Origin of the sequence: Paenibacillus sp. NFR01, from assembly GCF_900111565.1 — a bacterium.
Lineage (GTDB): Bacteria > Bacillota > Bacilli > Paenibacillales > Paenibacillaceae > Paenibacillus_AQ.
The window spans coordinates 338417-362490 of the sequence record NZ_FOIK01000002.1 but is presented as its reverse complement, the minus strand read 5'-3'; the positions used below and the strand labels follow the sequence as shown (position 1 = coordinate 362490).

Below are 24074 nucleotides of genomic sequence, written 5' to 3'. Positions count from 1 at the left end.
AAAAGCAGCATTCTCTCTTGATGCCAAGAGGAGAACGCTGCTTTTTTGCTAACCTGCCGGCCTGATTTTTTTACAGATGAAGCACGGTCAGTTCTTTTGGGAAAACAGTCAAGGTCTGCGGACCTTCCGGGGTAATATACACATCGTCTTCGATCCGTACGCCGCCGAGGCCCGGTACATAAATGCCCGGTTCAATGGTATAGACGTTGCCGATCTCAACGAGGTCCTGGTTTAAGCCGTGCAGCGAAGGATATTCATGGCAGTCCATGCCAAGGCCATGGCCAACGCGATGGACAAAATATTCGCCGTACCCTGCAGCATCGATCACCGCGCGGGCCGCCTGGTCGACCGACCCGAACGTGGCTCCGGCCACGGAGGCGGCGATTCCCGCTTGATTGGCAGCCAGCACCGTATTATAGATGTCGACGAGCTTGCCGTCGACTTCTTCTACGGCGAAGGTGCGGGTAATGTCGGAGGCGTATCCTCCGGCAAAGACGCCGAGGTCGAACATCAGCAGATCGCCGGGCTGAACCTTCGTATTGCCCGGAACGCCGTGCGGCAGCGAGGTGTTGATGCCGGTGAGCACCATGGTATCGAAGGAAGGGCCGGAAGCGCCTACCTTTTTCATCAGATAATCCAGCTCGGCAACGAGGTCGTTTTCGGTTGCGCCGGCTTTGACATGGGACAGTCCTTGCCGCAGCACCTCTTCCACCAGCTCGGCCGCATGCTTCATCCGGCGGATTTCTTCGGGCGTTTTGATGGCCCGCATAGCTCGCAGCAGCGGCCCGATATCGCGGAACGAGCCTGCCGTAACGGATGCGGAGAGCTGTTCGAAGCGGCTGACGGTGAAATGTTCTTTTTCGAGACCGAAAACGCCCGGCGTCTTGCCGTCAAACCGTGCTTTCAGCAGCTCATACGGATTATCCGTATCGCTGTGCGTCAGAATCGTCTTTACGGAGGAAGCGGCGTTGGCGGCTTCGGCATCCAGCGCCGGAACGATCAAGGCAGGCTCTTCGCCGCGGATCAGCAGCAAACCGAGAAACCGCTCATGCGGGTTGCTGGCAAAGCCGGTCAAATAATAGACATGCTTCGGATCGGTGACAAGGATCGCATCCAGCCCGCCGGCTGTCAGCGATTGTTGCAGGTGTAGTAAAGCTTCATTCATGATGGTGCTCCTCTCGTTAAGACAATTTATCGATGAGTCTTTGCGGGCTGCCTTCATAGACGCCGCCGTGATAACAGATGATACTCCGGACCTTCAAGCCCGCAAATTTGCGGAGACTGGCCAGTGCCAGCGGCAGATCCGGCGTGAACTCCGGTGCCGGACCTTCCAGCTCGCCGCCGATAATGCGAAGCTCGTCCGCAGCCAGCAGCAACTCCTGGTCCGGTACATACAGCGAAATATGTCCCGGGGTATGTCCGGGGGTGTGGATAATCTGTATGCCGCCGCCGTAAGGCAGGCGGTCTCCGTCGTTCAGCTCGGTGATATCGCCGAGCGTTTTGAGCTGCTCCAGAAACCTCTGCGTGTTCTGGCGGATCGCTTCCGGCATCGCAGCCAGCCGGGCTTCGGTCATTTTGATCATGGGTTTGCTGCCGGTAATGGCCGGAATGTCTCCGGGATGGGCGAGAATCTCCGCCTCGGGCAGCCTGCGTTTCAGCACCGGCAGATTTCCGATATGGTCGAGATCCTGATGGGTAATCAGGATACGCTTGATGTCTTCAAGCCGTGCGCCTGCGCCTTCAATCGCCGCGATCAGCGCTTCGGACCCTCCCGGTACGCCGGTATCGATCAAGGTATATCCGTCATCGTCCTTAAGCAGAATCGGATGAATCTCGTCGTTATTCATCGGTATGGTGAGCATGATTACTTGCGCTCCCCAATCGTTCATGACTATCACCTCAATGGATAAATGTAAGTGCCGTTATGTACTCTGGCTAGGCAATCGGGGTTCCGTTAGGTACGGGCTGGTCCGGTGCGAGCAGGATGACGTCGCCTTCGCCGGGAACGCCCCCAAGCACGAGTACCTCCGAGGTGAACCCGGCAATGCGGCGGGGCGGAAAGTTGACGACGGCGGCTACCTGCCGGCCGACCAGCATTTCCGGCGTGTAGCGCCTGGTGATCTGCGCGCTGGAAGCTTTTTGCCCGAGTTCGCCGAAATCGATCAGCAGCTTGATTGCCGGTTTACGCGCTTCCGGGAAAGGTTCGGCCGACAGGATCGTTCCGATCCGCAGGTCCAATTGGTGAAAATCCTCAATGGTCGCCAAACGGCTAAACCTCCTTTATGATGGGATGTCTTTTCTTGATGCACCGATATGATGTAACATAATCTTAAATCAGATGTCCCAAAAAGGCCAGAATCGGCTTGTCTCTGAGGAGCCGAGGCGGAAAGGGGATTTACCATGACAGGTATGATGGGTAAAACCGTCATCGTTACCGGAGCGAACTCCGGAATGGGCCTCGCGACATCGGTCGCTATGGCCCGCAGAGGCGCGGAGGTTGTGATGGCCTGCCGGAGCCAGGCGCGCGGCGAAGCGGCACTAGCCGAAGTCATACGGCAGAGCGGTTCCGGGTCCGTCCGGCTGATGCTGTGCGATCTCGCTTCCTTTGACAGCATCCGCAGCTTTGCGGCTGAGTTTCTTACGCTCTATCCCAAGCTGGATGTGCTGATCGACAATGCCGGAGTCGTCATGCTGAAACGGCAGCTCACCAAAGACGGCTATGAAATGGACTTCGGGGTGAATCACCTCGGCCATTTTCTGCTGACCCGGCTGCTGCTGGATGCGCTGAAGGCGGCGGAACAGGGACGCATCGTCGTCGTCTCTTCCGGAGCCTACAAGATCGGCAAGCTGTATCTGGACGACCACACGCTCTCCCGCGGCTTTAATCCGGCCAAGGCTTACGCGCGCTCCAAACTGGCCAACATCCTGTTTACCCGAAAAATGGCGGAGGAGCTCCGCGGCAGCACGGTGACCGTTAACTGCCTGCATCCCGGTGCCGTCGGCACGAGCATCGGCGTGAACCGGGAGACCGGTTTCGGCCGTTTGATCCTGCAGCTGCTGTCGCCGTTTTTTCTCTCCCCGGAACAAGGGGCGGATACGGCGATTTATCTGGCTACCGAGCCGGAGCTGAAGGGAGTAAGCGGGGAATATTTCTACCGCCGGGCGGTCAAGGAGCTGACCCCGCGGGCGCTGGATGCCGAAGCGGCGGAACGGCTGTGGCAGTGGAGCCTGGAGCAGACGGGGCCGTAAGGTTTTTGCCTTGTGCTAAGCGTGGGGTGGCACGGAAAACTGTGGGCGAGCTCGGTAAGTAACAGGCTGGCACGCGAAGTAACAGATTGATGCGCCAAGCTGTTGGCGAGCGCTGAAAGTAACGGATTTGTATGCCAAGCTGTGGGTGAGCGCCGAAAGTAACTGACTGCTACGCCAACTTTGGACTCGCAGGGAAAGTAACAGGCTGCACATCAAACCTTCGGGTGGCTCAGAGCGCAAAGAGTCGCTCTAAACCCGTTGCCCGCAAACCATCGCCGGCGGTTCATGCATCCCAATCTAACGGACCTGAGAGCCGTTATTTGCCCGAAATGAGGGGCATTTCGCTTTTAACGGACACCAGCGCCGTTATTCATCTGGATTAGGCTGAAAAACGGCATGAAATCAAGAAATAACGGCGCTCATGTCCGCTGCAGCGGGAAATATTATCTTTTTCATTAAATAGCGGCGCTCATGTCCGTTAGCTTCACCTATGGGTGAAACAAGCCGCCGAAAGACTGTTTTGAACGCGATAAGGATAGCGAACACGGCTAAAGAAGTACCGCCAATAAAGAAGTAACGACTAACGATGAACCAGCAATAAAGTAACCACCAACGTAGAACTACCAATGTAGTAATCACCGGAGGGATTTCAGCATGCAATGGAGCAAGGAGAACATTAAGGATGCAGCCATCGAGGATTTGGCCGGCATCGTGGAGATATACAATTCGACCATCGCGGGGCGGATAGTTACGGCGGATTTGGAACCGATTGGCGTGGAGGACCGTGTGAAATGGTATCATGAGCACAATAGCCATCACCGGCCGCTGTGGGTACTGAAGGACGGCGACACGATCGCGGCCTGGTTCAGCTTCCAGTCGTTTTATGGCCGTCCGGCCTACAACGCGACGGCGGAGATCAGCATCTACGTGAGCGAGCAGTACCGGGGCAGCGGCGCAGGCAGCTTTTTGATGAGTTGCGCACTGGAGGAATGCCCGCGCCTGGGCCTGGAGAATCTGGTCGGATTCGTATTCGGCCACAACGAGCCAAGTTTGGGGCTTTTGCGGAAATTCGGGTTCAAGGATTGGGGCCTGCTGCCGGGGGTAGCCGAACTGGACGGGGTGAAGCGGGATTTGGTGATCATCGGCCTGAAATTGTCGCCAGCGCAGCCGTAAAACGGTTACAATTCTTCTTTCAGCTCGCAGCAGCCGGTGTCGGTATCCTCTGGATCGATCCATTCCCCGGACCATTGCTGCAAATCGCGGATCACCGGTTCGAGCGCGCGCCCTTTCGGTGTCAGCGAATACTGGATCCGGACAGGCGTCTCCGGGAACACTTCCCGCAGCACGATGCCTTCCTGCTCCAGCTCTCTGAGGCGTTCGGAGAGCAGTCTGCCGCTGATCGGCAAAGCCGCTTCGATCAAGCTGAAGCGCTGCGGGCCTTGAAGCAGCTGGTAAATGATCAATCCCGTCCAGCGACGGCCGATCAGATCCATGCTTTTTTGAAACCGCGGACAAAGGTCATTGGATTTCATGGGGATTCACCTCTTGTAATGTATTATATTTTAAATAAACCGGGTTTGGAAAGGAAGATTGCATTGGCGAAGAAAAAACAGCCGCAGCCGCATCAGCACCGGCCGTCGGCAAAGCCCGCGGAGGATGCGCCGGCTACATTAAAGGATCTGCTGAGCAGCGATGTGCTTGGCAAACTGAAGGCCCAGTCCGATGCGCTGAAAGCCGAAGAGCATAAGCGCAAGGAAGCGGTCCGCCGGGAAGCCGAAGAGAAGCGGCAAGCGGAGCAGAAGCGCCTGGAGAACGATTTTGCCCATCTGCTGGAGAAAAGCGATCCCAATTGGAAAAAGTACAAATAAACTGGACAGTCAGGAGCTGAAGCTGATGAAGATCGGCGTCGTATCAGATACCCATTTATCCTCCTCCGTTAAGGCACTGCCAAGGGCGCTCACAGAAACGCTGCGCGGCGTGGACCTGATCCTGCATCTGGGCGACTGGGTGGCGATGGAGGTCTATGATTTGCTGTCGGAGCTGGCACCGGTGGAAGGCATCGCCGGCAATAATGACGGTTACGAAATCATCCAGCGCTTTGGAGAACAGAAGATTCTTACCCTTGAAGGGCTGCGTTTTGGCCTTATTCACGGGCATGCGCCGTATTCCCGCAAAGGCACCGACGGCAACGCGCTGCTGGCCTTCCAGGGGGAGCAGGTGGACTGTATCCTGTTTGGACATTCCCATCAGCCGTTGATGCGCAGGGAGAACGGCATCCTGCTCTTTAATCCGGGCTCAGCGACGGACAAACGCCGGGAACCGGAATATTCGTTTGGCGTGCTGGAGATCCGGGACGGAGCCATCGACGCCCGCCATATCTTTTACCCCTCCAAGTCTTAATGTCCATATGATCCGTGATTTTCTCCATGTCCCTGCACAGCCGCTTTGCCTACAATGATGGTAAAACGGCTGCGGCCAGGAAAGCGGGAATGGATATGAGCGTGTATCGGCTGGAACGTGTGGAGCTTCAGGATGCGGAGCGGGTGGCGCCGCTGTTTGATCAGTACCGGGTGTATTACGGGCAGCAATCGGATGTGCGGGCTGCGCTGGATTTTGTGCGGGCGCGGCTGGAAGCGGAGGAGTCGGTGATTTTTGCGGCGGTAACCGGAGAAGGGGCGGAGCGAGAGTATGGCGGGTTTACGCAGCTTTATCCTTCATTCTCTTCGGTGACCGTCCAGCGGCTGTGGATATTGAACGATCTTTTTGTCGCTGCGGATGTCCGCGGCCAAGGGATCGGGCCGATGCTGCTGGAAGGCGCGGAAGCCTTTGCTGCTGCAACCGGAACCAAAGGACTGACGCTGACGACGATGACGGACAATTTCACCGCCCAGCGTTTGTATGAAGCGAAGGGATATGTGCGGGACGATGAGTTCTACACGTACAACCTGTTTTTCAAAAAAGGATGAACAGCAAGGAGCGCATAACAAGTGAACACGAGCCATAACAGCAACACCGGCGGAAAGCCGGGGATTTTCTTTGATCTGGACGACACGCTGTACGATCATCTGGTGCCGTTCCGGGAGGCAGTGCGCGAGGTACTGGCCCCGGATGAATCCGTCTTGGATTATGCGGAGCTGTTTTACCGGGTACGGCATCACAGCGACCTTTTGTGGCCGAAATATTTGCACGGCGAGCTGGAGCTGGAAGAGACGCGGGTCCTCCGCTTGGAATATGCGTTTGAAGAATTCGGGTTGGGACTCAGCCGCGAGCAGTCGGAGCGCGTGCAGGCTTCCTATATCGGCCGGCAGTATACGATCGACATGATCGAAGGGGTCAAGGAGCAATTGGAGCGCTTTATTGCGCTGGGAATAACTGTTGGCATCATCACGAACGGGCCGGAGGAGCATCAGAGTGCCAAGCTGCGCGGCTTAGGCGTTGATAAGCTGATTCCGCCGGAGCATATTTTCATTTCCGATGCGGTGGGGCTGGCCAAGCCGGACCCGCGGATATTCCGGTACGTGAATGAAAAGACCGGCACGGCCCCGGAGCATTCGCTGTATGTCGGCGATACGTGGGCCAATGATGTCGTTGGCGCGCTGGAAGCGGGCTGGAAGGTCTGCTGGTACAATCCGCGCGGCCGACAGCCGGGCAGCGATCACCGTCCAACCTTTACCTTTGCCGATTACGCGGAGTTTGCCAAGCTGCCGCTGCTGTAAACGCGATTCCGGACAAAATAAAACCCCGTCCCCGCCAAAGCAGGCGGATACGGGGTTTTGTGATCTTGCAAGGGCTTAGTTGCCGAAGCTGTAAGTGGGATCGGTAATGATCAGGCGGTCACGCAGACCGGAGGTTGCATAAATTTTGTTGTCGTCGGTGATGAAGAAGGCATCAATCTTCTCCGGCAGAGATTCCAGGTATTTCATGCCGTCTTCCAGGCCCATCAGGAATACGCCGGTCGACAGCGCGTCGGCATCCGTTGCGTTCGGGCTCATGATCGTGAGGCTCTTGAGGCCGTTTTGCGCCGGGAAACCGGTGCGCGGATCCAGGATATGGTGGTAACGCACGCCATCCTGCATGAAGAAGCGTTCATAGACCCCGGAGGCGTCGATCACTTCGTTGGAGATTTTGATCGTACCGAGCTGGGTGCCGCGGCTTTGGTCCGGATCCTGCAGGCCGATGTTCCAAGGCGAGCCGTTCGGCTTGTTGCCGAGGGCGATGATGCTGCTGCCGCCGAGGTTGATCATGGCGCTGTCGAGTCCTTGCGCTTTCAGGTATTCGGCGATACGGTCGGCGGCGTAACCTTTGCCGATCCCGCCCATATCAAGCACCATGCCTTCGCGGGCCAGCTTGACGGTCTTGGCATTCTCGTCGATAATGACATCCTTGTAATTCGTCAAAGCTTTTGCTTTGTCGATTTCGTCTTGGGGCGGCACCGATTCTCCGCCTTCGCCAATCGCCCACAGATCCACCAGCGGACCGATGGTCGGATCGAACAGCCCGTCCATTTCTTTGGCGTATGCAATCGACTGCTTCACGACGTCCAGCGTCTCGTCGGATACTTTCACGGCTTCTTTGCCTGCGGCACGATTTACTGCATACAGCTCGCCGTCCTCTTTGGTGCGGCTGAACTCGGTGTCCATGCGCTCCAGCATCTGCTCAATATCGTCCATGTTCTTTTGGGTGGCTTTGTCACCGAATACTTTGATATTGACGACGGTATCATAAATATAGAAGGTTTGCGCGATCGATTTGGTGCCGTTTTCTTCGGCCACTACGGCTTTACCCGAATTCTCGGCAGCATTTCCCGAATTTCCGGTGTTTCCGGCATTGTTATCTTTACCGCAAGCGGCGAGTGCGAGACTCAGCGACAGTGCGCTCACCATGACGATTGCCGCCTGTTTCAGCGTCTTTTTTTTGTTCAACATGTCCACCATCCATAATTGTAGTCTTTCTAGAAAGCGAAAATAAACATCTGTATTATAATACCCCATATCAACTGGGTATGGGGAATAATTTTCATCACATTCCAGGCATTTAGCCGGAGGGTTGTTATTTTGTACGGAACATGCTACATTATTCATTGACCGATTGACTAAATGACTGTAAATGTGTTTTGGTCAGTTTGTAAACGGCAAGAAAAGAGGGCTTAACCATGTCAATTGACCGCAAGGCGCAGATTTTGAAGGCGGCGACCCAGTCATTTGTCCAATACGGCTACAAGGCGACGACCATGGAGCAGGTATCGAGAATCGCGAATGTGGGCAAAGGCACCATATATACGTTTTTCAAAACGAAGGAAGAGTTGTTCGAGGAAATTCTGGGCAAAGCGGCGCAGGAGCTGACGACGGTGATGAACCGGGTGGCCGCGGAAAACACGAGCTTTATCCAGAAGCTGCTGAACCTGCTCGATTCGATCCTGGAATTTCGTTCGGACCATGAGCTGTTTGCCAAGCTGGCGCAGGAGGTGCGGGATATCGGCACCGTGCAGGCGATGGAAGGCATTGTGCGGCTCGAAGTGTTCGCGCTTGATTTTCTTCAGGGACAGATTGATGAGGCCATGGCTAACGGCGAAGTTAAATCCTGCGACTCCAGCGTTGTGGCGTTTATGATCCTGCAAATGTACCTTGCGCTCACCCGGGAATGGAACAAGCTGCACGAGCCGCTGGACAAGTCCCGGATCAAGGAGCATATGATTTTGTTTATTTCGAACGGCCTGCTTGTGTGACGGCAACAATCCTAGCCTGCAAAGGCTATTTTTTATCATATAGAGTGACTAATTTACAAAAACGGTCAATCATTCAAAAATACAAATAGAGGTGTTACGGAGATGAAGGCTATACATGTATTTTGGAAGGAACTGAAGATCATTGCCAAGAAGCCGATGATCTTGCTGACGCTGCTTGGCGTAGCCCTGCTGCCGATGCTGTACAGCAGCTTCCTGATCGACGCTTCGTGGGATCCCTACGGCAAAACCGACAAGCTGCCGATCGCCGTCGTCAATCTTGATGAAGGCGCGGTGTACGGGGGCAAAGCGATGGATGCGGGCAAGGATTTCGTGAATGAGCTGAAGGGCAATGACGACTTCAAATGGAGTTTTGTCAATGCTGCCGAAGCCGAAGACGGAATGGCGCATAACCGGTATTATATGACGATTACGATTCCTGCGGATTTTTCGAAAAATGCTACAACGCTGACGGAAGAGCATCCGGTGCAATCGGAGATCGTGTTCGAGCCGAACAGCGATTATAACTATATTGCCGGCCAGATCGGCAACTCGGCGATGAAAGAACTGAAATCGAAGCTGTCCGCGCAAATCACGGAAGCTTATACACGCAGCATGTTTGAGCAAGTTGACACCATCGCCTCCGGACTTGGCGATGCAGGCAGCGGCGCGAGTCAACTGCAAGAGGGCGCCGGCAAGCTGAATCAGGGCCTCGCGACGCTCAAAAGCAATTTGAGCAAGCTGACCAGCGGCACTTCCGAGCTGATGAGCGGCATCCAGAAGCTTCACAGCGGCGCGGGTACGCTGGAGCAGGGCACAAGCGCGCTCAGCAGCGGCGCCGGCGACCTGTCCGGCGGGCTGAACCAGCTGGCTGCCGCCGGCAAGCAGCTGCAGGCCGGTGCTGACGATGCCAGTGACGGCGCGGCGGCGCTGAAGGACGGGCTGGCGTCGGCCAAAGACGCCAGCGGGCAGTTGAAGTCCGGGCTGGGCGCGTCCGAAGCGGCCAGCGGCGAGCTGGCGGCCGGCGCGGAGCAGGTCGCCAAAGGGCTTGAACAGATGATGGCGGCGACCCCGGGGCTTGCCGACAACGCACAGTTCAAGCAATTGCTGGCGGCCAGCCAGCAGGTTGCAGCAGGCGCCGGCCAGCTGCATGACGGGCAGTCGCAGCTGCTGGCGGGCAGCGGCAAGCTGGATGCCGGCCAGCAGCTGCTGTATGCCGGCGCGGCAAAGCTCGCGGACGGCAATGCCAAGCTGGCGGCCGGGCTGGATGCCTTCGGCGCGAAGCTGGACGATGCCGCGGCGGGCGGCAAGAAAGTCGCCGCTGGCGCAGTCTCCGTCGCTGCGGGTACGACGCAGCTGGAGCAAGGGCTTAGCAGGCTGGCCGGCGGTGTGGACGGACTGCAGGAAGGCGCCGGCAAGCTGACGAGCGGCGCGGGCGAACTGACTGCCGGTGCGGGCAAGCTGGCGGACGGCACCGGTGAGCTCGCGACCAAGCTGAACGATGCGGCAACCGAAACGTCGGATGTCAAATCGGATGACAGCACGGTCAACATGTTTGCCGAGCCGGTCAAACTTGTCGAGAAAACCGACTACAAGCTGGATCATTACGGCCTCGGGATCGCGCCGTATTTCTTGTCGCTGGCACTGTTTGTAGGCGCGCTCGTCTTCACGGCGGTATTCTCCCTGCGGGAATCGGCGGTTCCCGGCGCTTCGCCGATGGGCCGGTTCTTCAGCCGGACGCTGACATTCATAATGGTCAGCATCGCGCAGTCTGTCTTGGCCGACATCGTCTTGCTGTACGGCCTGAAGCTGGATGTGCGAAGCATTCCGTATTTCTTCCTCTTTACTTTAATCGCAAGCTTTACCTTTACGATGATCATTCAGGCGCTGGTCACCTGGCTGGATAATCCGGGCCGCTTCCTGGCGATTGTCCTGATGATCTTCCAGCTGACGTCCAGCGCGGGCACGTTCCCGCTGGAGCTGCTGCCGAAGTGGATGCAGGCCATCAACCCATGGCTCCCGATGACGCACAGCATCACCGGCTTCAAGGCGATCATCGCCAGCGGCGATTACTCGTTGATGTGGCACCAAGCCGGATACTTGCTCAGCTATGCGCTATTCTTCCTGCTCTGCACGCTGTTCTACTTTGTACGGCAGATTCCGCGCGGCAGCGACGGAGCGGCGATGAAAGAGCTGACGGCCTAAGAGTAATTGCGTGAACAAAAACACCCTCCAGGCGGGTCCAAATGGACCAAGCGGGAGGGTGTTTTTTTGTTTTTGATGCAACTTGCTATCTTCAACCCGTGAACACCGTTCCATTGCATGGCGCAGGCCTATTGTTAGGGCAGTGTATCATACGATAGTGACACCAGAGCCGTTAATTTCAGAAATAAGTGTTATTTCCCAGACTAACGGACCCAGGAGCCCTTATTTCGATAAATTCGTCTCAAAATCACCCGATAATCCAAAATAACGGCTCTGATGTCCGCAAGCTAGAAAATTAGGATGATTTTGTCCAAATAGCGGCGCTCAGGTCCGTAAGTGTCAGGTGTTATTCCCGGACGGTTCCTTTGATTAACAATTGTTTCACTCCGCCAAATACTCCGGATACCTGTTCTTCCGCGGATTCAGCACGAACAGGATACCCGACACATAACCCGAGACCGCGTTGAAGTTGCGCTTCAGCGTCGATTTGACCGTCAAATAGCTGAGCGTCCAGAGCAGGGCGGCGTAATGCTTTGCTTTGGCCTTGCGCATATGGAGCAAATAGTAGTGGTTGATCGCGGTCGCGCGGGCGACCCGGCCGGCTTTGTCGCGGGAGCTTGGCGATTCATGGTGAGTAATCTTCATTGCCGGATTAATCACCAGCTTGCCGTATTTGCTTGCCAGGTGGCACATATAAATGTCGTCGCCGACCGCATAGCTGGTCATCCACGGGTAAGGCTGCATGTCGCGCAGCGAGCTCCGCCGGAAGGACATATTGCAGCCGTGAAAAAAATCCGTCTCAAACAGCTCGTCCGCTTCATTCCACATGAGCAGCGAACCTGCCAGGGTGCTCGCCGACAGTTTGCCGGGGGAGGAGGACATCTGGAAGGTCAGCCGCCCGAGCAGCTTGCCCGACTTGCTGCTGGACATGCCCTTGGCGATTCCGCCAACGCCGACGATCGATGGATCGGCCGCGTAGGTATCGAGCATTTTGCGGATATACAGCGGGTCATCGAGCTCCGCATCATCGTCAAGGCTGAGCACGATCTCGCCGTCGACTTTTTCCATAGCCTCATATCGGGACAACCAGACGCCCGGTCTCGTTTTTTTGTAATAACGCAGCTCGGCATCCGGCAGCAGCTCCAGCTCTTTACGGAATGCCTCCAGCGTTTGCGGTTCAAGCTCGCCGTCATCCACGATCAGCAGCTCGACGGACACCTGCTCCAGCCCGGTTTGCCGGGCGATGGACCGGATGCATACGGTAAGATCGTTCACCCGGTTCCGCGTGGGAATGACAATGGACACCTCATGCATGGCTGCCGACTCCTTTTCATAAGACCGCTTGGTCTAGAATTAACAATTCTCTACATTCTCTACTTCATTCCTCTTCAGTCTACCCCGCTTTGTTATAGGACGTATATACTACTTTGGTTTACTTTAATGGGGGAAAATAAGGAATATAATGGAGCCAACCAACTACGAGACGGAGCATAGGGAGACTGGAAAGGGCAGGCTGTACGCAGGAAAAAGGGGGACAGGAAAGGGCTGGCCGCGGACGGAAAAATGCTTTTGCGGAAGCGCTGGCGGAAAAGATGTTTCGCGGGGCCGGCTGGATGCTTAATGGATGTTAAAAGCTAAGCGAAGCAAGTTTTGTGAAGAAATTCAAGATGCTTATGCTATCAAAACTAAGCGAATGCTTCTGAAGCAAGTTTTGCGAAGAAATTCAAGATGCTTATGCTATCAAAACTAGGCGAATGCTTCCGAAGCAAGTTTTGCGAAGAAATTCAAGAAGGTAATGCTATCAAAACTAAGCGAATGCTTCCGAAGCAAGTTTTGCGAAGAAATTCAAGAAGCTTATGCTATCAAAACTTTTAGGAGGAGACGTTATGCATATCGGGATATTCATGCACACCAATTACTTTGAAGATTTTTTCGTCAAGGGCCTCGGGCTCAGCGAAGAAGAATATGTTCAGTCGTACCATAACGATTTTTCTTTCGATTATGCGCGTCTCTTGCACAGCAAAGGTATTCGTACCACTATATACAACTTTACCCGCCGCGGCAGCGAGGTGCGCACGTACCAGCACGGGATCGTGGATTGTACGATCAAATTTATTCCTGTGGGCATGCTGTATAAGGCCTATTGCCTGATTCCGCTGTCCCACCGTACGCCGATCGGCAAGTTTGTCTCTCAGTATGTTTCGACCATCCAAAAGGATCTGGCCGACATCCTGCGCGCCGACGGCATTGACCTGATCTACGCCCAGGAGTATGCCTCCGGCCGGTTCGAACGGCTCGCTGCAGTAGCCAGCCGGCTGCACATTCCGATCATCGCCGCCTATCATGGCGGAAGCATTCATAAATGGATTATGCCGGTCAAAAAACGGACGCTCCACCGCGCCAACTTTTTGACGACGCTTAATGAAGATGAGCAGGCAAGCATGGTGAAGCATTTTAGCTCAATGAAAGAACGTATCCGGCTGCTGCCGAATTTCGTGAACTCGGCGATTTTTTACCGCCGTGAACGGCAGGAGACACTGGCCAAGTTGGGCCTTGATCCGGGGAACCGATACGTCATTACGGTAGGGCGGCTGTTCGAGCATCAGAAGGGGCACTCGTTTCTGGTAGCGGCAGCGGAACAGCTGCGCCATATCCCCAACCTGAAAATCCTGATCGCCGGCGGCGGGCCGGACGAGCAGAGCCTGCGGACAATGATCCGAGACAAGGGACTGGAGGACAGGGTAATCCTGCTGGGAACGATCCGCGATAAAGAGGTGCTGGCCGGTTACTACAGTATATCGGAGCTGTTCGTGCTCCCTTCCCGCTATGAAGGGCTGCCGCTCGTCATTCTGGAGGCGGGCGCCTGCGGGCTTCCGACGGTTGCTTTTAACGTCATGGGGGTCAGAGGCCTTGTGCAGCATGGCGTGAACGGAATTTTGGCCGATAAGCTGGACGGAACCTCCCTGGCTTCGGCGCTGGAGACGCTGCTTGGGAATCAGGCGCTGCGCGCGGAGATGGGGGCGGCGGCACTGAACCATGTACAGGCCCATTATTCGGAGGAGATTATCGGAACGAAGCTGCATAATCTGCTGCGCGAAAGTCTGGGCCTCGAACCCGATCCGCGTCCGTTCACCAAACCGGTGGCTCCGAAAGATCGGGCCATGTGAGGCGTTCTCCCCTACGGACAGGCAGCCCAAGATAAAGGTTTGTCATTTTGCCGCGTTAACTATATAATAGTAAGTGGCGTATATTTAGTAATGTAGTCACATGCGCACGATATTCCTTGGGAGGAATCATCCAGTGAAAATAGAGGTTTGGTCCGATTATGCCTGTCCGTTCTGTTATATCGGAAAAAGACGGCTCGAAAACGCGCTCAGCCAGTTCCCTGACCGGGATCAAGTCGAGGTGGTGTTCCGCAGCTTTGAGCTGGACCCGAATGCCAGCGTTAACGAAACGCGAGATATCCATGAGCTGTTGTCTTTGAAATACGGAATGGCCCGCGAGCAGGCCGTCCAGATGAATAATCAATTGGCGGAGCAGGCCAGAGGCGTAGGGCTCACGTTCAATTTCGATACCTTGAAGCCGACCAACACGCATGACGGCCACCGGCTCAGCCATTATGCCAAAACGCAGGGCAAAGAGGCGGAGCTGAACGAACGTCTGCTGCGCGCTTATTTTACGGATTCACTGAATGTCGGCGATCATGAGGTGCTGGCGAAGCTCGCTGCCGAAGTCGGCTTGGACGAAGCGGAAGTATTGGCCGTGCTGAAAAACGGTGATTACGACGCAGAGGTGGATGCGGATATCGAAGCGGCACGGCGGCTGAACGTGAACGGCGTTCCATTCTTTGTATTCAACAACAAATATGCCGTATCCGGAGCACAGCCGGGACCGGTATTCTCGGAGGTGCTGGACACCGTCTGGGCGGAGGAAAAGAAATCGCCGGCGCTTCAGGTGCTCGGCAGCACCGGACCGGCCGATGCCGGAGACGACGGCTGCGCGGACGGCTCGTGCAAGCTGTAAATTTATTTTAAAGCGGTCCCCTTTACATCCGTAATTTCGGGGGGACAATAGCGGTAACTTAAACAAGCAGGACGCCAACATGTTAAATGTTGGCGTCCTGCTTGTTTTATTTTGCACAGAAGCCTTTAGTTTCGGCGCCGGACCAGCCTTGCGATGCCTTCGATAATCAGGCCGAGGACGAAACCTCCCCCGAGAAACAGGAAATACGTGAGCAGCCCGGCAAGATCCTCCCAGCCGTCCATATCCCGCATGCCGTAAACGAATAGCAGGACGAGGCCGATGACATTGCCGGCCGTGGCAAGCAGCCAGACGTAGCGGGCGCCGATCCAACCGAACAGGCTTAGGATGGCGGAGACGGCAAGCGCAAAGACGGCGAGCCGCAAGGCCAGAGTCAAGCTAAAGTCCACATCGTTCAGTACAAAACGCTGAAGCATCAGCGGCAGCCAGGTCACAAACGCATAAGCGGGAAACCAGGTGAACCAGCGGTTGCTTTTGGCGGGGGGGAGAAATGGCATCGCGTTCACTCCTTTTCGGCGTTCTGAAGTTGTTCGAGTTGTTCCGTGCTTTGCAGCAGGCAGGCCAGCAGTTCCGGCAAATCCTCCATCTGGTCTTCATGAATCGGCCGCTTGAACGCGACTTCGGCGGTATGCGTATAAACGTCGTTGCCGCGCGGATGCGTAAAACTTAAGGTCTGTACGGGAGCAAGCTCTTTGCCCCATATGCCGGCAAGGATTCGTTCAATGTCGCGGCATACGTCGGGCTCGCCCGAGGTCAGCATTGCAAAACGCAGCAGCAGGCTGCAGCCGGGGGAGGTATCCGGCAGAGCCAGTATTTCATCGCTTAGATCCTTCAGCGAAGAGCGGAGCACCAGTTCGGCCGTGACGGCGGCTTCCCCGGCAAGCCGGAAGGACAGGCGGAATTCCCGGGACAGGGTCGCCAAATCGAGTAAATCGCTGCGGCCTGTGATGGTCAAAGCGCCGTCGAGATTATCGTAGTCGTAGAGCTGATTTTCGATGGAAACTTTAAGATTGTCGAATACGGTTGGATGGAACAAAGGCATTTGCCTCCCGGAAGGTAAGGTATATGTTGTTTTGTATTGTATCATGACGTTCCGCCGGGTCAAAAGGTTTCGGTCCACGCCGAAGAATCCGCAACGGTTTGCGCGGTTGTTAATTCTGATTTATTCTATAGGATATGCATTTAATAGGAAGAAGGAAATGGACATGAATTATAGTTATCTTTCTCATCTGGAATGTCCGAAATGCGGGGAGACCTACCCGGCGGACGAAGTCCGGCAGCTCTGCGCCTGCGGCTCGCCGCTTTTGGTGCGCTACAAGCTGGACGAACTAAAGAATGTTCTGGATAAAAAAATGCTGCTCTCGCGCAAGCCCGATCTGTGGCGGTATCACGAGCTGCTGCCGATCACGGATGAGGCGAATGTCGTGACGCTTGGCGAAGGCATGACGCCCCTCCTTGCGTTGCCCCGCCTCGGGGCGGAGTACGGAATTACCTCGCTGCTGATGAAAGATGAAAGCCTCGTGCCGAGCGGCAGCTTCAAGGCGCGCGGCGCGGCGGTCGGCGTGTCCAAAGCGAAGGAGCTCGGCGTCACCGGGCTCGCCATGCCGACCAACGGCAATGCCGGTGCGGCGTGGGCGCTGTATGCTGCACGCGCGGGGATTGAAGCAACCATTGTCATGCCGCAGGATGCACCGGTCATTACCCGCAGCGAAGTCGCCTTGTCCGGCGCGCGGCTGTATCTTGTGAACGGCCTGATCAGCGATGCCGGAAAGATCGTCGCCAGGGAAGTCGCCGACAAAGGGCTGTTCGACGCTTCCACGCTGAAGGAGCCGTACCGCATTGAAGGCAAAAAGACGATGGGCCTTGAGATCGCCGAGCAGCTCGGCTGGGAGCTGCCGGATGTTATTCTATATCCGACCGGCGGCGGCGTCGGGCTGATCGGCATCCATAAAGCGCTGCTGGAGCTCCAGGCGCTTGGCTGGGTGCAGGGCAAGCTGCCGCGGCTGGTGGCCGTTCAGGCGGAGGGCTGCGCCCCGATCGTCAAGGCCTGGGAGCAGCGGCAGGCGCAATCGGAGTTCTGGCCGAACTCCGAGACGCTGGCCTTCGGCATCAATGTGCCGAAGGCACTCGGGGATTTTCTCGTACTCCAGGCGGTGTACGAGACCGAAGGGGCGGCGGTGGCGGTGTCCGACGCCGAAATGAGCGCCGAACAGGCGCGGATCGCCCGGCTCGAAGGGGCGTTTATCTGCCCGGAAGGCGCGGCGGCCTTTGCTGCGGCGCGCAAGCTGGCCGCAAGCGGCTGGATCGCGGCCGGGGAGAAGGTTGTGGTGCTGAATACCGGCGCCGGCATCAAATATCCCGATACGGTGCAGGTGAACCCGCCGCTGCTTCAAATCGGCGAGTTCATCGGGTAACTCGCAAAACGGCATCTCCGCGCCAGCGATTAAGCTTGGTGCAGAGATGCCGTTATTTTTCTTCGATTACTCCACGACCTTGAACATGCCGGTCATGCCCGGCGCATGATTGCGGAAGCCGTACCGCTCGTAGAACGTATCGTTGCCGTGCGAAGCGAACAGGCCGACGAAAGCGCCGGATTCACTGTGACTCTGAATGTAGCCGAGCAGCGCTTCAACGATCATTTGGCCGATGCCTTGCCCCTGATACTCCGGTAAGACCGCGATATCCTGGATGTAAAAGTACATGTGGCCGTCGCCGACGATCCGGCCCATGCCGATGGTCTGCCCCTCGTGCCGGACGGTCAGCCCGTAGACGGAACCGGCCAGCGAGGCCGCCGTCATCTTCGTGTTCACTTCGCCCCAGCCGACGGATGTCCACAGCATGAGATGCTCCTCTACCGATGGGAGCCGTTCAACAATCTCCAAGTTCATTAATTCTGTCATGATCCATTCCTCCGCGCTCTAAAATAGGAGGCGGCACATTTTTCGATGAACCGCCTTATCCGGCGATGAACCTATTGGCATACTCCATGGTTATCGCGCTCCTTTCTTTGGCGGAAGTGTGTTGGCCATTGAACCTGTATTGCATCCGAGCCTCTGAAAAGGTCCCCAAGGCTGCCTCGAGGCAAAAACACCTGCGCAAGGGATCAATGGGTCGGTGCAGGCGCCGTATATTTCAGGAAAGTTTTCGGAATATCGCTCTCAAAGGTCAACAGCTCACCCGTTGTCGGATGCGTGAACGACAGGATCCGGGCGTGAAGGCCCAGCCGTCCCACGGCTTTGGTTTCTGCGCCGTATTTCTTGTCGCCGGCGATCGGGTGGCCGATATCGGACAGGTGCACGCGGATCTGATTTTTGCGTCCGGTCTCCAGATGCACGTCCAGCAGCGAAAAATGCCGGTTTCCTTGAATCAGCTTATAATGCGTCACGGCATGCTGGCCGTCGCCTTCATGCGGACTGGAGTACATTTTCAGCGTCGACGTTTCTTTAAGCCACGAGCTGATCGTGCCCTCGGGCTTTTTCACAGCGCCTTCGACCAACGCGACATAGGCGCGCTCCTTGACGGCTTCCTTCCAGTTGTCCTGCAGCGCCTGCTGGATTTTTTCGCTTTTCGCGAACATCATGACACCTGAGGTGTCGCGGTCCAGCCGGTGGACGACAAAAATCCGGTTTTTTGGATTGGCGATCCGCACGTAATCCATCAGCTGGCGGTAGGCGGTCAGTTCCGTTTCGTCGCCGGTGGAGATGGAGAGCAGCCCGGCCTCTTTTTCAATGACGATTATGTCATTGTCTTCGTAGAGGATGGTCAGCAGGGTAAGCGGTTTGACTTCTGCGGGCTTTTCCAGGTTGACGGCAACGTTGTCGCCCGCCTTGAGCGGGTAGTTGTGGCGCGTCAGCGGCTGGCCGTTCACCGTAACCTGGCCGCGGGTAAGGATGGCCTTCACGGCATTGCGGCCTTTTCCGGTCATATGCTCCAGCAGAAAAGGCAGCAGTTCGGCGGGCTCGGCCACCTGGAAGCTGCGAAGCGGCGCTAAGGTTTTGGCGTCAGTTGCGGCTCCGCGTTGTGGTTTGGCGCCGGGTCCGCGTCCGCGCTGCAGCTTGCTGCCCGCTGCATTTTTCCCGCTGCCTTTACCGGATAATGCGCCTTGTTTGCGCTCTGCGCCGCTCCGTTTTCCTGCGGCATTCGCTTGCCGCGGGCTGCGGCTCGATTTGTCTTGCGATGGTCGTCTTGTATTCATGGAGTCATTCTCCGTCCCTTTGGATTGTACATTTCAATATACCATGGGCATGGGCGAAATGCTACGAATCAGGGGAGAGGGTTGCTGCCTTAAGGGAGTAATGGGAGGCTATCCGCTGCTTAGGTACAGGATAGGTGGGGCAGCCTGCCGGTTATCTCTGGCGGCCTATACTGTAGGGCATTTGAGGGTCGCTCGCCAGCCACATGCTGGTAACTCACTATTCAACTGCTAGTTCAACTGCTAGCTCAACTGCTAGCTCAATTGCTAGCTCAACTGCTAGTTCAACTGCTAGCTCAACTACTCGCTCAACTACTCGCTCAACTACTCGCCCCACTTCTGCCATTGCTAACCACTTACCGCCGCCCCGAGGAGCTGCTAACGGACCTGAGCGCCGCTATTTCGCAGAAATATGCCTTTTTCGCAAACTAACGGACCTGAGCGCCGCTATTGCCTCCCAACTTGCCCTAAAACACACTAAAAACCCCAAATAACGGCTCTCAGGTCCGTTAGGCCGGGAAATGACGCATTTCCCAGCAAATAGCGGCGCTGGTGTCCGTTAGGGCAGCAAGGGGATAGGCCGATGGGCGTGCAGCAACGGAAAACTGCCGGTAAGCCCGGCTGATTATTTTACAAAATTATCCTGTCTTCGTTACCAAGCCATCTTCCAGGCGGTTGCTCATTATTCCATTGCCCGGTAAACTAAAGAGACCAAGCTTTAAGGAGTTATGACCGTTATGAACAAGCAAGCCCCAACGATGGAACAAGCGCAGGAAATGCTGCAAAAATATTATGGCTACCCCGATTTCCGGGAAGGCCAGAAAAAAATCGTCCACAGCCTGCTGGACGGCCGCGACACCCTCGGCATTATGCCGACCGGGGGCGGCAAATCGATCTGCTATCAGGTGCCGGCGCTCCTGATGCCGGGCCTGACGCTGGTGGTGTCGCCGCTGATCTCCCTGATGAAGGATCAGGTCGACGCGCTCACCACTGCGGGCATTGCCGCCGCGTACATTAACAGTACGCTGAGCGGCAAAGAAGCGAACGAGCGGCTGCGCGCCGCCCGCCGCGGCGACCTCAAGCTGCTCTACGTCGCGCCGGAGCGGCTGGAGCTGGACTGGTTCCGCGAGGAGATGGCCGCAATGGACATCTCCTGCGTTGCCGTGGACGAAGCCCACTGCGTGTCGCAGTGGGGCCATGACTTCCGCACCAGCTACCTGGCGGTGGCGCCGTTCGTAGAATCGCTGCCCCGGCGGCCGATTCTGGCGGGCTTTACAGCTACGGCGACGCCGGAGGTCATGGAGGACATGCTCCGGCTGCTGCGCCTGCGCCAGCCGGAGGTGTTCGTCACCGGACTCGGCCGGGATAACCTGGCCATGTCGGTGCTGCGCGGCGAGAACAAACGCGAGTTCGTGCTCGACTACACGGCCCGGCACACGCATCAGCCGGGCATCATTTATGCGGCCACCCGAAAAGAGGTGGACGACCTGTACCAGCGGCTGCTGGGCGCAGGCATCGCCGCCGGGCGGTATCATGCCGGCATGAGCGACCAGGAACGGGCCGACAGCCAGGAGGCGTTCCTGTACGACGATATCCGCGTCATCGTGGCGACGAACGCGTTCGGCATGGGCATCGACAAGTCGAACGTGCGGTATGTCATTCACTACAACATGCCGAAGAACATGGAGGCATACGTGCAGGAGGCGGGCCGCGCCGGACGCGACGGCGAGCCGAGCGAATGCATCCTGCTGTTCAGCGCGCAGGACATCATGACGCAGAAGTTCCTGATCGAGCAGAATCCGCAGGATTCGGACCGCAAAGCGAACGAATATCGCAAGCTGCAGCAGATGATCGACTATTGCTACACGACGCGCTGCCTGCGCACCGCGCAGCTGGAGTATTTCGGCGAGACGCACGGGGCGAAGGACTGCGGCATCTGCAGCTCCTGCACCGATGAGCGGGAGCTGGTGGACATGACCGTGGATGCGCAGAAGATCTTCTCCTGCATCCACCGCATGCGCGAACGGTTCGGCGTCGCGCTCGTAGCCTCGGTGCTGAAGGGCTCGCGCAACCAAAAGGTGGTGCAGTACGGCTTCGACCGTCTGCCCACCCATGGCGCGATGTCGTCCCGCACCGAAAAGGAAATCACCGAGATCATCAACGTGCTGATCTCGGAGGGCTATCTGGCCTTGTCCGAAGGCCAGTATCCGGTCGTGCGGCTGCAGCCGCTGGCCGCCGAGGTGCTGCGCGGGCAGCGCGCGGTGGAGCAGCGCGTGGCCCGGCCTACCGTAACCAGCGGCGCTTCTTCCGGTCGCAGCCGCCGTTACCGCGACGACTCCCCGTCGGCGGTCAACGAGACGGTGTTCGAGCAGCTGCGTCTGATCCGCCGCGAACTGGCGGGACGCGAGCATGTGCCGTCCTACGTGATTTTCAATGATGCGACGCTGCGCGAGATGAGCGTGGTTTGCCCGCAGACGGAAAATGAAATGCTGAATATCAAAGGCGTCGGGGAAGTCAAATACCGCAAATACGGCAAGCCGTTCCTCAACTTTTTCCAAAATGAACTGTAAAGAAGGTTGAACAAGACATGAGAATCGTCCTGGCAACACTGAACGCCAAATATATCCACACCTCGCTGGCCATTCGCCTGCTGAAGGCTTACAGCCAGCAAGAGTTTCCGGATATCGAACTGGCGGAATACACCATCAAAGATCCCGTGATGAACATCGTGTCCGACCTGTTTGAACGAAAGCCCGATGTCATCGGCTTCTCCTGCTACATCTGGAACATCGAAGAGACGGCCAAGCTGGTCGGCATCCTCAAGCAGGTAATGCCCGAGGTAACGATCGTGCTGGGCGGTCCGGAGGTAAGCTATGAGCCGCTGTACTGGATGAACCGCGTGCCGGGGGTGGATTTTATCGTTAATGGCGACGGAGAAGAGACCTTCCACCATCTGCTGCAGGAGCTGCGGGATGAACGCCGGTTCCATTTTGTGTTCGGCGCGGCCTACCGTACCAAAGAAGGCGAAGCCGTCATGAACCCGCCGCGGCCGAAAAGCGATCTGAACACTTTGCCGACGCCGCACCGATTTCCGGATGACCTCCCGGATCTCAGCAAGCGGATCGTCTATTTCGAGACCAGCCGGGGCTGCCCGTTCAACTGCCAGTTCTGCTTGTCCAGCATCGAGGTGGGCGTGCGGTATTACGATATCGAGCGGGTGAAGTCCGATTTGCTGTACCTGATCGAGAACGGCGCGAAAGTGATCAAGTTCCTCGACCGTACCTTCAACATCAACCGCAATTACGCGATGGAGATGTTCCAGTTCCTGATCGACAACCACCAGGGCTGCGTGTTCCAGTTTGAAATAACGGCGGATATTATGCGTCCCGAGGTGCTTGATTTTTTGGCGACTAATGCTCCTCCCGGCATCTTCCGGTTCGAGATCGGGGTGCAGTCGACGAACGACGAGACGAACGAGCTGGTGAAGCGGCGGCAAAATTTCGCCAAGCTGTCGCGCACAGTCATGAAGATTAAAGCGAGCGGCAACATCGACCAGCATCTCGATTTGATCGCGGGCCTGCCGATGGAGGATTATGCGACCTTCCGCAAAACGTTCAACGACGTGTTCGTGATGGAGCCGGAGGAGCTGCAGCTCGGTTTTCTCAAAATGCTGCGCGGCACCGGCCTGCGCGCCCAGGCGGCCAAATACGACTACGTCTACATGGAGCATGCGCCGTATGAGATTTTGAGCAGCCATAAGCTGTCTTTTAAAGACATCATCCGGCTGAAGCGGCTGGAGGACGTGCTGGAGAAATACTGGAACAGCCACCGGCTGGATCACACGATGAAATATCTCATCCGCCACGTGTTCGACTCCCCGTTCGATTTTTTCCAGGAGTTCGGCGATTATTGGGAAGCGCGCGGCTGGCAAAAAATCGGGCATCAGCTCGAGGATCTGTTTACCCGATTGCTGGCCTTTCTAACGGACCGGGATACGCCGTCCATGGACATCGTGACCGGACTGATGAAGCTGGATTATTTCCTCGGACATAAATATAAGCCGCGCAAAATCTGGTGGGAGGAACGGATGGACAAGTCCGACTGGTCCAAATATCTCAAAGAGATTGCGGCCAATCCGGAGCGATATCCGGTCAGAGTGGCGCAGGGCAACGTAAACGAACGGGAGCTGCAAAAAATCGCGGTGCTCGAAGCGCTGCCGTTTGATCTGGATTCGGTGCTGGCGTCGATTTCCGGGCTGCGGGCGGATGCTGTACTTCATGAGTTGCCGGGAGAAAATGATGTGGCCGAAGCTGCCCAGACAGCAGAGGATGGTACGGGTAAGGCCGGGACGACGGAAGCACCGGAATCGGCGGAAGAGCAGAAGGCCAATATTGCTGTAGCTGTAAAAGCGCCGGCTTCGACCGAAATCTCGGCATCCGTGCAAGAAAACGTTCCGGCAGTCAGCGCAGCTGTCTCCGGCCATAAGGCGCAGCAGACGGCTCGCACCGGCGGTACGCTGCTGGTGGTGCTGTATCAGCAGGACGAGACGGAAAAGGCGCGGTTTCTCTCGCTGCCGCTCGGGTAAACGGGCGATCATTTCCGCGAGCACCGGTTGAATGAAACTTTCTCTGACGATTTGTGTGTTGAGAGGGAGCGGGGAGGAGG

23 protein-coding genes are annotated in these 24074 nt (G+C 56.6%); 13 read left to right on the top strand and 10 right to left on the bottom strand.

Annotated features, from left to right (window positions below; translation table 11 throughout):
* Positions 1-70: 70 nt before the first annotated feature.
* Genes BMW84_RS12850 through csaA form a run of 3 tightly spaced genes read right to left on the bottom strand, consistent with a single transcriptional unit; the run spans position 71 to position 2265 of the window.
* Positions 71-1165 (bottom strand): M24 family metallopeptidase, encoded by a 1095-nt coding sequence (locus tag BMW84_RS12850; RefSeq protein ID WP_091068946.1) that lies wholly within the window; start codon positions 1163-1165, stop codon positions 71-73.
* A 16-nt stretch (positions 1166-1181) separates the two neighbouring features.
* Complete coding sequence (locus tag BMW84_RS12845; protein WP_091068944.1) at positions 1182-1889, bottom strand: MBL fold metallo-hydrolase; 708 nt, start codon at positions 1887-1889, stop codon at positions 1182-1184.
* Between the two features lie 46 nt (positions 1890-1935).
* Positions 1936-2265, bottom strand: coding sequence for a chaperone CsaA (csaA, locus tag BMW84_RS12840; protein WP_091068942.1), 330 nt, complete (start codon positions 2263-2265; stop codon positions 1936-1938).
* 135 nt (positions 2266-2400) lie between these two features.
* Between csaA and BMW84_RS12835 the strand changes: the two genes are divergently transcribed.
* Both BMW84_RS12835 and BMW84_RS12830 read left to right on the top strand, forming a co-directional pair.
* Positions 2401-3249, top strand: a complete 849-nt coding sequence (locus BMW84_RS12835; protein WP_254772975.1) for an SDR family oxidoreductase — start codon at positions 2401-2403, stop codon at positions 3247-3249.
* A 654-nt stretch (positions 3250-3903) separates the two neighbouring features.
* Positions 3904-4422, top strand: coding sequence for a GNAT family N-acetyltransferase (locus BMW84_RS12830; RefSeq protein WP_091068940.1), 519 nt, complete (start codon positions 3904-3906; stop codon positions 4420-4422).
* A gap of 5 nt (positions 4423-4427) precedes the next feature.
* Here the strand turns inward: BMW84_RS12830 and BMW84_RS12825 are convergent, their stop codons facing one another.
* Positions 4428-4781 carry a winged helix-turn-helix transcriptional regulator gene (locus tag BMW84_RS12825; protein ID WP_091068937.1) on the bottom strand — a complete coding sequence of 118 codons (354 nt, stop codon included), beginning with the start codon at positions 4779-4781 and terminating at the stop codon, positions 4428-4430.
* Between the two features lie 63 nt (positions 4782-4844).
* Here BMW84_RS12825 and BMW84_RS12820 point away from each other — a divergent pair, with 63 nt between their 5' ends.
* From BMW84_RS12820 to BMW84_RS12805, 4 genes are all read left to right on the top strand, one after another.
* Positions 4845-5117 carry a YqkE family protein gene (locus BMW84_RS12820; RefSeq protein WP_254772974.1) on the top strand — a complete coding sequence of 91 codons (273 nt, stop codon included), beginning with the start codon at positions 4845-4847 and terminating at the stop codon, positions 5115-5117.
* A 25-nt stretch (positions 5118-5142) separates the two neighbouring features.
* Complete coding sequence (locus BMW84_RS12815) at positions 5143-5649, top strand: metallophosphoesterase family protein (protein ID WP_091068932.1); 507 nt, start codon at positions 5143-5145, stop codon at positions 5647-5649.
* Between the two features lie 95 nt (positions 5650-5744).
* Positions 5745-6215, top strand: coding sequence for a GNAT family N-acetyltransferase (locus BMW84_RS12810; RefSeq protein WP_091069734.1), 471 nt, complete (start codon positions 5745-5747; stop codon positions 6213-6215).
* A gap of 21 nt (positions 6216-6236) precedes the next feature.
* Positions 6237-6965 (top strand): HAD family hydrolase, encoded by a 729-nt coding sequence (locus BMW84_RS12805; protein ID WP_091068929.1) that lies wholly within the window; start codon positions 6237-6239, stop codon positions 6963-6965.
* 75 nt (positions 6966-7040) lie between these two features.
* Here BMW84_RS12805 and BMW84_RS12800 read toward each other — a convergent pair whose 3' ends face one another.
* A complete protein-coding gene (locus tag BMW84_RS12800) occupies positions 7041-8174 on the bottom strand; it encodes an FAD:protein FMN transferase (RefSeq protein WP_091068927.1) in 1134 nt (377 codons plus the stop codon).
* A gap of 227 nt (positions 8175-8401) precedes the next feature.
* On the opposite strand from BMW84_RS12800, the gene BMW84_RS12795 reads away from it, so the two are divergent.
* Together BMW84_RS12795 and BMW84_RS12790 are read left to right on the top strand one after the other, a co-directional pair.
* Positions 8402-8974: a TetR/AcrR family transcriptional regulator gene (locus BMW84_RS12795; RefSeq protein WP_091068925.1), complete on the top strand. Its 573-nt coding sequence runs from the start codon at positions 8402-8404 to the stop codon at positions 8972-8974.
* Between the two features lie 102 nt (positions 8975-9076).
* Positions 9077-11176 carry a YhgE/Pip domain-containing protein gene (locus BMW84_RS12790; RefSeq protein WP_091068923.1) on the top strand — a complete coding sequence of 700 codons (2100 nt, stop codon included), beginning with the start codon at positions 9077-9079 and terminating at the stop codon, positions 11174-11176.
* Between the two features lie 381 nt (positions 11177-11557).
* Here BMW84_RS12790 and BMW84_RS12785 read toward each other — a convergent pair whose 3' ends face one another.
* Positions 11558-12490, bottom strand: coding sequence for a glycosyltransferase family 2 protein (locus BMW84_RS12785; RefSeq protein WP_091068920.1), 933 nt, complete (start codon positions 12488-12490; stop codon positions 11558-11560).
* 572 nt (positions 12491-13062) lie between these two features.
* On the opposite strand from BMW84_RS12785, the gene BMW84_RS12780 reads away from it, so the two are divergent.
* Together BMW84_RS12780 and BMW84_RS12775 are read left to right on the top strand one after the other, a co-directional pair.
* Positions 13063-14343 carry a glycosyltransferase family 4 protein gene (locus BMW84_RS12780; protein ID WP_175498797.1) on the top strand — a complete coding sequence of 427 codons (1281 nt, stop codon included), beginning with the start codon at positions 13063-13065 and terminating at the stop codon, positions 14341-14343.
* A gap of 133 nt (positions 14344-14476) precedes the next feature.
* Positions 14477-15199, top strand: a complete 723-nt coding sequence (locus BMW84_RS12775; RefSeq protein ID WP_091068916.1) for a DsbA family oxidoreductase — start codon at positions 14477-14479, stop codon at positions 15197-15199.
* Positions 15200-15324: 125 nt separating this feature from the next.
* Here BMW84_RS12775 and BMW84_RS12770 read toward each other — a convergent pair whose 3' ends face one another.
* Together BMW84_RS12770 and BMW84_RS12765 are read right to left on the bottom strand one after the other, a co-directional pair.
* Positions 15325-15714, bottom strand: a complete 390-nt coding sequence (locus BMW84_RS12770) for a hypothetical protein (protein WP_091068913.1) — start codon at positions 15712-15714, stop codon at positions 15325-15327.
* Between the two features lie 5 nt (positions 15715-15719).
* Complete coding sequence (locus BMW84_RS12765; RefSeq protein ID WP_091068911.1) at positions 15720-16253, bottom strand: hypothetical protein; 534 nt, start codon at positions 16251-16253, stop codon at positions 15720-15722.
* Positions 16254-16422: 169 nt separating this feature from the next.
* Between BMW84_RS12765 and BMW84_RS12760 the strand changes: the two genes are divergently transcribed.
* Complete coding sequence (locus BMW84_RS12760) at positions 16423-17631, top strand: threonine synthase (protein ID WP_091069733.1); 1209 nt, start codon at positions 16423-16425, stop codon at positions 17629-17631.
* Positions 17632-17697: 66 nt separating this feature from the next.
* Here BMW84_RS12760 and BMW84_RS12755 read toward each other — a convergent pair whose 3' ends face one another.
* Both BMW84_RS12755 and BMW84_RS12750 read right to left on the bottom strand, forming a co-directional pair.
* The gene (locus BMW84_RS12755; RefSeq protein ID WP_254772973.1) at positions 17698-18117 is read right to left on the bottom strand and encodes a GNAT family N-acetyltransferase; all 420 of its coding nucleotides are present in this window, start codon (positions 18115-18117) and stop codon (positions 17698-17700) included.
* A gap of 203 nt (positions 18118-18320) precedes the next feature.
* Positions 18321-19412: an RluA family pseudouridine synthase gene (locus BMW84_RS12750; RefSeq protein ID WP_091068908.1), complete on the bottom strand. Its 1092-nt coding sequence runs from the start codon at positions 19410-19412 to the stop codon at positions 18321-18323.
* 734 nt (positions 19413-20146) lie between these two features.
* Between BMW84_RS12750 and recQ the strand changes: the two genes are divergently transcribed.
* On the top strand, positions 20147-21979 hold the full coding sequence (gene recQ, locus BMW84_RS12745) for a DNA helicase RecQ (protein WP_091068905.1): 1833 nt from the start codon (positions 20147-20149) through the stop codon (positions 21977-21979).
* Between the two features lie 17 nt (positions 21980-21996).
* On the top strand, positions 21997-23994 hold the full coding sequence (locus BMW84_RS12740; protein ID WP_091068903.1) for a B12-binding domain-containing radical SAM protein: 1998 nt from the start codon (positions 21997-21999) through the stop codon (positions 23992-23994).
* Positions 23995-24074 lie beyond the last annotated feature (80 nt).

Bases quoted from the DNA above. Each gene is read 5' to 3' on its own strand.
- BMW84_RS12780 (WP_175498797.1), top strand. From the start codon at position 13,063: ATGCATATCGGGATATTCATGCACACCAATTACTTTGAAGATTTTTTC.
- BMW84_RS12790 (WP_091068923.1), top strand. From the start codon at position 9,077: ATGAAGGCTATACATGTATTTTGGAAGGAACTGAAGATCATTGCCAAG.
- BMW84_RS12770 (WP_091068913.1), bottom strand. From the start codon at position 15,714: ATGCCATTTCTCCCCCCCGCCAAAAGCAACCGCTGGTTCACCTGGTTT.
- BMW84_RS12845 (WP_091068944.1), bottom strand. From the start codon at position 1,889: ATGAACGATTGGGGAGCGCAAGTAATCATGCTCACCATACCGATGAAT.
- BMW84_RS12815 (WP_091068932.1), top strand. From the start codon at position 5,143: ATGAAGATCGGCGTCGTATCAGATACCCATTTATCCTCCTCCGTTAAG.
- BMW84_RS12835 (WP_254772975.1), top strand. From the start codon at position 2,401: ATGACAGGTATGATGGGTAAAACCGTCATCGTTACCGGAGCGAACTCC.
- BMW84_RS12740 (WP_091068903.1), top strand. From the start codon at position 21,997: ATGAGAATCGTCCTGGCAACACTGAACGCCAAATATATCCACACCTCG.
- BMW84_RS12830 (WP_091068940.1), top strand. From the start codon at position 3,904: ATGCAATGGAGCAAGGAGAACATTAAGGATGCAGCCATCGAGGATTTG.
- BMW84_RS12795 (WP_091068925.1), top strand. From the start codon at position 8,402: ATGTCAATTGACCGCAAGGCGCAGATTTTGAAGGCGGCGACCCAGTCA.
- BMW84_RS12755 (WP_254772973.1), bottom strand. From the start codon at position 18,117: ATGACAGAATTAATGAACTTGGAGATTGTTGAACGGCTCCCATCGGTA.
- BMW84_RS12825 (WP_091068937.1), bottom strand. From the start codon at position 4,781: ATGAAATCCAATGACCTTTGTCCGCGGTTTCAAAAAAGCATGGATCTG.
- recQ (WP_091068905.1), top strand. From the start codon at position 20,147: ATGAACAAGCAAGCCCCAACGATGGAACAAGCGCAGGAAATGCTGCAA.
- BMW84_RS12850 (WP_091068946.1), bottom strand. From the start codon at position 1,165: ATGAATGAAGCTTTACTACACCTGCAACAATCGCTGACAGCCGGCGGG.
- BMW84_RS12810 (WP_091069734.1), top strand. From the start codon at position 5,745: ATGAGCGTGTATCGGCTGGAACGTGTGGAGCTTCAGGATGCGGAGCGG.
- BMW84_RS12785 (WP_091068920.1), bottom strand. From the start codon at position 12,490: ATGCATGAGGTGTCCATTGTCATTCCCACGCGGAACCGGGTGAACGAT.
- BMW84_RS12750 (WP_091068908.1), bottom strand. From the start codon at position 19,412: ATGAATACAAGACGACCATCGCAAGACAAATCGAGCCGCAGCCCGCGG.
- BMW84_RS12800 (WP_091068927.1), bottom strand. From the start codon at position 8,174: ATGTTGAACAAAAAAAAGACGCTGAAACAGGCGGCAATCGTCATGGTG.
- BMW84_RS12760 (WP_091069733.1), top strand. From the start codon at position 16,423: ATGAATTATAGTTATCTTTCTCATCTGGAATGTCCGAAATGCGGGGAG.